Raw genomic sequence first — 3,093 nt, 5'->3', positions numbered from 1 at the left:
CGGGGGGGTGCCTCTATGTCGTTCGTCAAGCCTGCTTTGTCGGTTTCGGGGGTTTTGGTCCTGTTCATGCGGCGAGGGTGACGGTCGGAATTCGTGGCTCGTAGAAGGTGCCGTCGCGGAGCATGGCGAACAGGACGCTGATGCGTTGGCGGGCGAGGCGGAGGAGGGCTTGGGTGTGGGTCTTTCCGCGGGCTCGTTGTTTGTCGTAGTAGGTCCGGGAGGCGGGATCGGCGTTCATGCAGGCGAAGGCGGACAGGAACATGGCCCGTTTGAGCTGCCGGTTTCCGCCTCTGGGCGCGTGTTCGCCGTGGATGGAGGTGCCCGACGACTTCGTCGTCGGGGCGAGGCCGGCGTAGGAGGCGAGGTGGGCTGCGGTGGGGAAGCTGGTGCCGTCGCCGATGGTGGTCAGCAGGACTGCGGCGGTCCTGACGCCGACGCCGGGCATCGAGGTCAGGACCTGGGAAAGAGGGTGGGCCTCCAGCAGGGTGCTGATCTGGGCTTCCAGGGCCCGGCGCTGTTCGTGGACAGCCCCGAGGGAGCGGGCCAGGGACGGAATGACCGTGTCCAGGGTGCCCGTGCCGGGAACGACGACGGTCTGCTCGTCCAGAGCGGTGAAGACGTCGTCGATCAGCCAGGCGGCCATGCGCGGCGCCTTCGGCCGGATCACCTCGACGAGCCGTCGTCGGCCCGCCTTCCGCAGCGCGGCGGGGGAGCCGTAGCGCTCCAGGAGCCAGGTGACGGCCTGGTGGTCCAGGCGAGGCCCCAGGACGCGTTCCAGGCTGGGGTGGAACTGGGTGAGCAGGCCCCGTATGCGGTTGGAGGTGCGGGTGGCCTCGGCGGCGAGGTCCTGGTCGAAGCCGGTCAGGACGGTGAGCTCGGCGGTGATCTCGTCGGTGAGTTCCAGCGACCGCAGGGTGTGAGGCAGGGTGCGGGCCGCGTCCGCGATCACCGCCGCGTCCCGCGCGTCGGTCTTCGCCTCACCCGGGTAGAGATCAGCGATCCGGCGCATGGCCAGGCCGGGCAGGTAGGCGACCTGGCAGCCCGCGTCCCGGGCGACGGCCAGCGGCAGGGCGCCGATGGACGCGGGCTGGTCCACGATCACCAGCACCGTGCCGAACTTCGCGGTCAGCTTGTCGAACACGGCCCGCAGTTTCGGCTCGCTGTTGGGCAGCTGCTTGTCGAAGACCTTCTTCCCCGCCGGAGTCAGCCCGTGTCCGTGATGGGCGCTCTTGCCGACGTCCAGGCCCAGAAAGACGCCCGCTTCGGTGGTGTCGAGCATCGTTACTCTCCCTCTCCCCAGGAGGTGTTCACGGTGCCGGCCTCGGCGTTGGTGTCGTACGCGCGCATCCACGTTATGCAGACCTGCCGCCCGCGAACTGCCCGGCATTGCACCGGACCGGACGGTGGCCGGACCTCTCATCAGCGTCTCCGACGGCACCTTCCGGACCCGGTGACACCACCCCCCAGGTCATCAAGATCGACAGGGGGACACAGTCATGCCGGGCCCGGAGGCCAGCGGCCCCATTGCAGGACCGCGAAAAAGATAACGTGCCTCTATGTCGTTCGTCAAGCCTGCTTTGTCGGTTTCGGGGGTTTTGGTCCTGTTCATGCGGCGAGGGTGACGGTCGGAATTCGTGGCTCGTAGAAGGTGCCGTCGCGGAGCATGGCGAACAGGACGCTGATGCGTTGGCGGGCGAGGCGGAGGAGGGCTTGGGTGTGGGTCTTTCCGCGGGCTCGTTGTTTGTCGTAGTAGGTCCGGGAGGCGGGATCGGCGTTCATGCAGGCGAAGGCGGACAGGAACATGGCCCGTTTGAGCTGCCGGTTTCCGCCTCTGGGCGCGTGTTCGCCGTGGATGGAGGTGCCCGACGACTTCGTCGTCGGGGCGAGGCCGGCGTAGGAGGCGAGGTGGGCTGCGGTGGGGAAGCTGGTGCCGTCGCCGATGGTGGTCAGCAGGACTGCGGCGGTCCTGACGCCGACGCCGGGCATCGAGGTCAGGACCTGGGAAAGAGGGTGGGCCTCCAGCAGGGTGCTGATCTGGGCTTCCAGGGCCCGGCGCTGTTCGTGGACAGCCCCGAGGGAGCGGGCCAGGGACGGAATGACCGTGTCCAGGGTGCCCGTGCCGGGAACGACGACGGTCTGCTCGTCCAGAGAGGTGAAGACGTCGTCGATCAGCCGGGCGGCCATGCGCGGCGCCTTCGGCCGGATCACCTCGACGAGCCGTCGTCGGCCCGCCTTCCGCAGCGCGGCGGGGGAGCCGTAGCGCTCCAGGAGCCAGGTGACGGCCTGGTGGTCCAGGCGAGGCCCCAGGACGCGTTCCAGGCTGGGGTGGAACTGGGTGAGCAGGCCCCGTATGCGGTTGGAGGTGCGGGTGGCCTCGGCGGCGAGGTCCTGGTCGAAGCCGGTCAGGACGGTGAGCTCGGCGGTGATCTCGTCGGTGAGTTCCAGCGACCGCAGGGTGTGAGGCAGGGTGCGGGCCGCGTCCGCGATCACCGCCGCGTCCCGCGCGTCGGTCTTCGCCTCACCCGGGTAGAGATCAGCGATCCGGCGCATGGCCAGGCCGGGCAGGTAGGCGACCTGGCAGCCCGCGTCCCGGGCGACGGCCAGCGGCAGGGCGCCGATGGACGCGGGCTGGTCCACGATCACCAGCACCGTGCCGAACTTCGCGGTCAGCTTGTCGAACACGGCCCGCAGTTTCGGCTCGCTGTTGGGCAGCTGCTTGTCGAAGACCTTCTTCCCCGCCGGAGTCAGCCCGTGTCCGTGATGGGCGCTCTTGCCGACGTCCAGGCCCAGAAAGACGCCCGCTTCGGTGGTGTCGAGCATCGTTACTCTCCCTCTCCCCAGGAGGTGTTCACGGTGCCGGCCTCGGCGTTGGTGTCGTACGCGCGCATCCACGTTATGCAGACCTGCCGCCCGCGAACTGCCCGGCATTGCACCGGACCGGACGGTGGCCGGACCTCTCATCAGCGTCTCCGACGGCACCTTCCGGACCCGGTGACACCACCCCCCAGGTCATCAAGATCGACAGGGGGACACAGTCATGCCGGGCCCGGAGGCCAGCGGCCCCATTGCAGGACCGCGAAAAAGATAACGGGG

General features: G+C 69.0%; 2 protein-coding genes. Both read right to left on the bottom strand.

The window, feature by feature from the left end; translation table 11 throughout:
• Positions 1 to 64 precede the first annotated feature (64 nt).
• On the bottom strand, positions 65 to 1,279 hold the full coding sequence (locus ACFYPN_RS33665) for an IS110 family transposase (RefSeq protein ID WP_389303709.1): 1,215 nt from the start codon (positions 1,277 to 1,279) through the stop codon (positions 65 to 67).
• A 326-nt stretch (positions 1,280 to 1,605) separates the two neighbouring features.
• Positions 1,606 to 2,820 (bottom strand): IS110 family transposase, encoded by a 1,215-nt coding sequence (locus ACFYPN_RS33660; protein ID WP_389303707.1) that lies wholly within the window; start codon positions 2,818 to 2,820, stop codon positions 1,606 to 1,608.
• Positions 2,821 to 3,093: the final 273 nt, after the last annotated feature.

The organism is Streptomyces sp. NPDC005576, assembly GCF_042871745.1.
Classification (GTDB): Bacteria; Actinomycetota; Actinomycetes; order Streptomycetales; family Streptomycetaceae; genus Streptomyces.
This window is presented reverse-complemented; position numbering and strand designations above follow the sequence as displayed.

Bases quoted from the DNA above. Each gene is read 5' to 3' on its own strand.
- ACFYPN_RS33660 (WP_389303707.1), bottom strand. From the start codon at position 2,820: ATGCTCGACACCACCGAAGCGGGCGTCTTTCTGGGCCTGGACGTCGGC.
- ACFYPN_RS33665 (WP_389303709.1), bottom strand. From the start codon at position 1,279: ATGCTCGACACCACCGAAGCGGGCGTCTTTCTGGGCCTGGACGTCGGC.